The sequence below is a fragment of the Kitasatospora sp. NPDC059146 genome (assembly GCF_042786665.1).
In the GTDB taxonomy this organism is placed as follows: domain Bacteria; phylum Actinomycetota; class Actinomycetes; order Streptomycetales; family Streptomycetaceae; genus Kitasatospora.
Genome location: NZ_JBHZCY010000243.1, coordinates 1 through 5,075, shown reverse-complemented (window position 1 = coordinate 5,075; position 5,075 = coordinate 1). Strand labels below are relative to the sequence as shown.

General features: G+C 73.0%; 4 protein-coding genes. All 4 read left to right on the top strand.

The window, feature by feature from the left end:
- Positions 1 to 299: 299 nt before the first annotated feature.
- The 4 genes from ACFXPX_RS43485 (at position 300) to ACFXPX_RS43470 (ending at position 4,984) form a co-directional block, all read left to right on the top strand.
- The gene (locus ACFXPX_RS43485) at positions 300 to 2,900 is read left to right on the top strand and encodes an ATP-binding protein (RefSeq protein ID WP_380532863.1); all 2,601 of its coding nucleotides are present in this window, start codon (positions 300 to 302) and stop codon (positions 2,898 to 2,900) included.
- 79 nt (positions 2,901 to 2,979) lie between these two features.
- Positions 2,980 to 3,660, top strand: coding sequence for a response regulator (locus tag ACFXPX_RS43480; protein WP_033351413.1), 681 nt, complete (start codon positions 2,980 to 2,982; stop codon positions 3,658 to 3,660).
- Between the two features lie 86 nt (positions 3,661 to 3,746).
- Positions 3,747 to 4,154, top strand: a complete 408-nt coding sequence (locus ACFXPX_RS43475; protein WP_360245819.1) for an OB-fold nucleic acid binding domain-containing protein — start codon at positions 3,747 to 3,749, stop codon at positions 4,152 to 4,154.
- A gap of 2 nt (positions 4,155 to 4,156) precedes the next feature.
- Complete coding sequence (locus ACFXPX_RS43470) at positions 4,157 to 4,984, top strand: DUF3159 domain-containing protein (protein WP_375897301.1); 828 nt, start codon at positions 4,157 to 4,159, stop codon at positions 4,982 to 4,984.
- The last annotated feature ends 91 nt before the right edge of the window (positions 4,985 to 5,075 follow it).

Here is a 5,075-nt window from a genome sequence, read left to right as displayed (position 1 = left end):
GGGGGGACCCTGTGGGAGAGTAGGACGCCGCCGAACAATCATTCAGAGAAGGCCCACCCGGGTGACCGGGTGGGCCTTTTCGCATTTCCGGGACAACCGGCGGAAAGCGGACGGGGCTGCCCCGGGAGACCCTCGACCGACCCCCGCCGAGTGGCTGCTCCTCCGTCAATATGCCGCTAAAACCGCATGATCAGTGGACTGATCAGCGGAATACCGCCGCCCACGCCGTAGTCTCGAAGGCAGGGGGAACAGGTGTCCGGGGGTGGCTCCCGGGCAGAGCCGGATCAAGAATGGTGCTCATGGGACGAGGCAGGCTGCGCATCTACCTCGGGGCGGCCCCCGGGGTCGGCAAGACGTACGCCATGCTCGCCGAGGCACACCGGCGGCAGGAGCGTGGCACGGACGTCGTGGTGGCGTTCGTGGAGGACCACGGCCGGCGACGGACTGCGGACCTGGTGGCCGGGCTGGAGGTCGTGCTCCGGCAACAGGTGGTGCACCGGGGCGCCCGGTTCTCCGAGATGGACCTGGACGCCGTGCTGGCCCGCCGCCCGGAGGTGGCGCTGGTGGACGAGCTGGCCCACACCAACGTGCCCGGCTGCCGCAACGAGAAGCGCTGGCAGGACGTCGAGGAGCTGCTCGCCGCCGGGATCGACGTGATCTCCACCGTGAACGTCCAGCACCTGGAGTCGCTCGGCGACGCCGTCGAGGGCATCACCGGGGTGCGCCAGCGCGAGACCGTCCCGGACGAAGTGGTCCGCCGGGCGGACCAGATCGAGCTGGTGGACATGTCCCCGCAGGCGCTGCGGCGGCGGCTGGCGCACGGCAACGTCTACATGCCGGAGAAGATCGACGCCGCGCTCGCCAACTACTTCCGGCCGGGCAACCTGACCGCGCTGCGCGAGCTGGCGCTGCTGTGGACCGCGGACCGGGTCGACGAGTACCTGCAGAAGTACCGCGCCGAGCAGGGGATCGTCGGCACCTGGCAGGCCCGGGAGCGGATCGTGGTCGGCCTGACCGGCGGCCCAGAGGGGGCGACGCTGATCCGCCGGGCCGCCCGGATCGCGGCCCGGGTCTCCGGCGGCGAGCTGCTGGCCGTCCACATCTCCCGGTCCGACGGGCTGGCCGGCACCGGCTCCCCGCAGACGCTGATCGAGCAGCGCGCGCTGGTGGAGAGCCTCGGCGGCTCCTTCCACAACGTGCTCGGCGACGACCCGGCCGGGGGGCTGCTGGACTTCGCCCGGGGGGTGAACGCCACCCAGATCGTGCTGGGCACCAGCCGTCGCCCCGGCTGGCAGTACCTGTACGGGCCCGGCGTCGGCACCCTGGTCACCCAGAAGGCCGGGGACATCGACGTCCACATGGTCACCCACGAGCACGCCGGGCACGGGCGGCGCAACAAGATACCCGTGCGGCGGGTCACCGACCTGGGCCGGACCAGGACCGTCGCCGGCTGGCTGGTCGGGCTGGTCGGCCCGCCGGTGCTGGCGCTGGTACTGACCACCATCGGCGGGCTGGGCCTGTCCACCGACATGCTGCTGTTCCTGTCGCTGACGGTGTGCGCGGCGCTGGTCGGCGGGCTGCTGCCGTCCATCGGCTCGGCGCTGGTCGGCTCCTCGGTGCTGAACTTCTACTTCACCCCGCCGCTGCACACCTTCTCGATCAACGAGCCGCAGAACATCATGGCGGTGGCGATATTCACCATCGTCGGCTGCTCGGTCGCCTCCGTGGTGGACCTGGCGGCCCGGCGCACCCACCAGGCGGCCCGCGCCCAGGCCGAGGCGCAGACGCTCAGCGCGCTGGCCGGCACGGTGCTGCGCGGCGCCCCCAACGGGGACGGCGTGCTGACCGCGCTGATGGAGCAGGTCCGGGAGACCTTCGGGCAGGAGAGCGCCGCGCTGCTGGAGCGCCCGGAGCCGACCGGCGGCTGGGTGCCGGTCGCCACCGCAGGGCCGCGCCCGCCCGGGCGCCCGGAGGAGGCCGACGTGGACGTCCCGGTCGGGGAGAGCCTGGCCCTGGTGCTGCGCGGCCGGGTGCTGCCCGGGACCGACCGCCGCCTGCTGGGCGCGTTCGCCGCCCAGGCCGCCGTGGTGCTGGAGCGCCGCCGGCTGGCCAGGGAGGCCGCCGCGGCCCGCCGCGAGGCCGAGGGCAACCGGATCCGCACCGCCCTGCTGGCCGCCGTCTCGCACGACCTGCGCACCCCGCTGGCGGGCATCAAGGCCTCGGTGACCTCGCTGCGCTCGGCCGACGTGCAGTGGGACCCGGAGGACGAGGCCGAACTGCTGGCCGGCATCGAGGCCGGGGCCGACCGCCTCGACCACCTGATCAACAACCTGCTGGACATGAGCCGGCTCCAGACCGGCACCGTCACCCCGCTGATCCAGGAGACCGACCTGGACGAGGTGGTGCCCTACGCGCTCGGCGGCGTCCCGCCGGAGTCGGTGCGCCTGGACGTGCCGGAGACGCTGCCGATGATCCGTGCCGACGGCGGACTGCTGGAGCGCTCGCTGGCCAACCTGGTCGAGAACGCCGTCAAGTACAGCCCGGAGGGCGTCAAGGTGCTGGTCAAGGCCGACGCCCTGCAACCGCCGGGCCGGCCGGGCCGGGTCGAGCTGCGGATCGTGGACCGCGGACCGGGCGTCCCCGAGGACGCCAAGGAGCGGATCTTCGCCCCCTTCCAGCGCTACGGGGACGCGCCGCGCGGCGCCGGGGTCGGCCTCGGCCTCGCGGTGGCGCGCGGGTTCGTCGAGGCCATGGACGGTACCGTCACCGCCGAGGACACCCCCGGCGGCGGCCTCACCATGGTCGTCAGCCTGCCCGCCGCGGAACGGCCGCCGGAGCGGCCCGGCCCGGACACGCCGGGCGGCGAGGGCCACGACCCGCTCTCCGAACTGATCACCTGAGACCCGGCGGAACCACGCCGCACGCACAGCCGAGACAACAGTCCGTAAGATCCGACAGCCCGAAAGGCGGAGTCCGTAAATGACCCGGGTCCTCGTCGTGGACGACGAACCGCAGATCGTCCGCGCACTGGTGATCAACCTCAAGGCCCGCAAGTACGAGGTCGACGCGGCCCACGACGGGGCGAGCGCGCTGGAACTCGCCGCCGCCCGCCATCCCGACGTCGTCGTCCTCGACCTGGGCCTGCCCGACATGGACGGCGTCGAGGTGATCCGCGGCCTGCGCGGCTGGACCCGGGTGCCGATCATCGTGCTGTCGGCCCGGCACGCCTCCGACGAGAAGGTCGAGGCCCTGGACGCCGGCGCCGACGACTACGTGACCAAGCCCTTCGGGATGGACGAACTGCTCGCCCGGATGCGGGCCGCCGTGCGCCGGGCCGAGCCGGTCGCCGGGGAGGACGACTCGCTGGTCGTCACCGAGAGCTTCACCGTCGACCTCGCCGCCAAGAAGGTCAACCGGGACGGCACCGACGTACGCCTCACGCCCACCGAATGGCACCTCCTGGAGGTCCTGGTCCGCAACGCCGGGCGGCTGGTCAGCCAGACCCAGCTGCTCCAGGAGGTGTGGGGCCCGGCCTACCGCACCGAGACCAACTACCTGCGGGTCTACCTCGCCCAGCTGCGCCGCAAGCTGGAACGCGACCCTTCGCACCCGCGCCACTTCATCACCGAACCGGGCATGGGCTACCGCTTCGAGAGCTGACCGGCGGCTCCCCGGCGGCCCCTCGGCAGCCTCCCGGCGGGGGCGACGCCTGCCGCCGGGGGCACCGAAACCGGTACCCTGCCGACATGAGTGGTGACAACAGCAGTGGCCAGCCGCCGGGGCGGTTCCGCCGCATGCTCAGTCGGCTGACCACCTCGGCCGAGGAACTGGACGCCGAGGACCTGCGCCAGGAGATCGCCGCCGAGTCCGGCTGCACGCCGATCGCCGGCTGCGCCGACCGGCAGCTGGTCACCGTCGCGGGCACGCTGCGCACGGTGACGCTCCGACCGCGGGCCGGGGTGCCGGCCCTGGAGGCCGAGCTCTTCGACGGCACCGAGGCGTTGGAGGTCGTCTGGCTGGGGCGTCGCTCGATCGCGGGCATAGAACCGGGCCGTCGGCTCGTCGCCAGCGGCCGGATCAGTCACGCACGCGGGCGCCGCGTGCTGTTCAACCCCCGCTACGAACTGCGTCCGGTCGGACACGGGAGCGAATGAGCGTGAGCAACCACCCCGGCGGAGACGCCACTGCCCGGATCGACCTGGACGCCGCCGACGTGGCGGCCTGGCAGGACGCCGCCGCCGCCGAGGCCGCGGACGGACTGGCCAAGTCGATCGAAGGCACCGCGCCGGCCGCCGAGCGGCCCCTCGACCCGGCGGCCGCCGAGGCCGCCCGCAAGGCCGCCTCCAAGGAGGCCGCCGACACGATCCTGCAGGCCTTCGGCGGCGTGCGCGGCATGATCGACATGACGCTGCCCGGCCTGGTCTTCATCGTCACCTACAACCTCACCCACCAGGTCAGCGCCGCCGCCTGGGCCGCGCTCGGGCTCAGCGCCCTGTTCGTGGTGGCGCGGCTGGCCCGGCGGGAGACCATCCAGCACGCCTTCAGCGGCGTGTTCGGCGTCGCCCTCGGCGCCTGGATCGCGATGAAGAGCGGCAAGGCCGAGGACTTCTACCTGCCCGGCCTGCTCTGGAGCGTCGGCTACTGCACCGCCCTCGCGGTCTCCGCCGTGGTGCGCTGGCCGATGATCGGGGTGATGCTCGGCCCGATCACCGGCGAGATGTTCACCTGGCGCAAGGAGAACCCGGGCCGGCTCGCCGCCTACACCAAGGCGACCTGGGCCTGGGTGGTGATCATGGGCCTCAAGCCGGTGATCCTCTTCCCGCTGTACTTCACCCACAACGTCAACCTGCTCGGCTGGTTGAAGGTCGCCCTCGGCATCCCGCCGCTGCTGCTGGCGATGTACGTCACCTGGCAGATCCTGCTCAAGGCGCCGCCGCCGATCAAGGCGCCGGTCGACGACGAGGAGGAGGAGTCGGCCAAGTAGCCGCTCCCGCCGGTCGCCCGCACGGCGAACGCACCGCACTGCACGGCGCACCTGCGCACCGTACGGCCGAGGGCCCGCACCCCCTGACGGG

What these genes read in the sequence shown, in the direction of transcription:
- ACFXPX_RS43480 (WP_033351413.1), top strand. Translation starts at nt 2,980, where the DNA reads ATGACCCGGGTCCTCGTCGTGGACGACGAACCGCAGATCGTCCGCGCA.
- ACFXPX_RS43485 (WP_380532863.1), top strand. Translation starts at nt 300, where the DNA reads ATGGGACGAGGCAGGCTGCGCATCTACCTCGGGGCGGCCCCCGGGGTC.
- ACFXPX_RS43475 (WP_360245819.1), top strand. Translation starts at nt 3,747, where the DNA reads ATGAGTGGTGACAACAGCAGTGGCCAGCCGCCGGGGCGGTTCCGCCGC.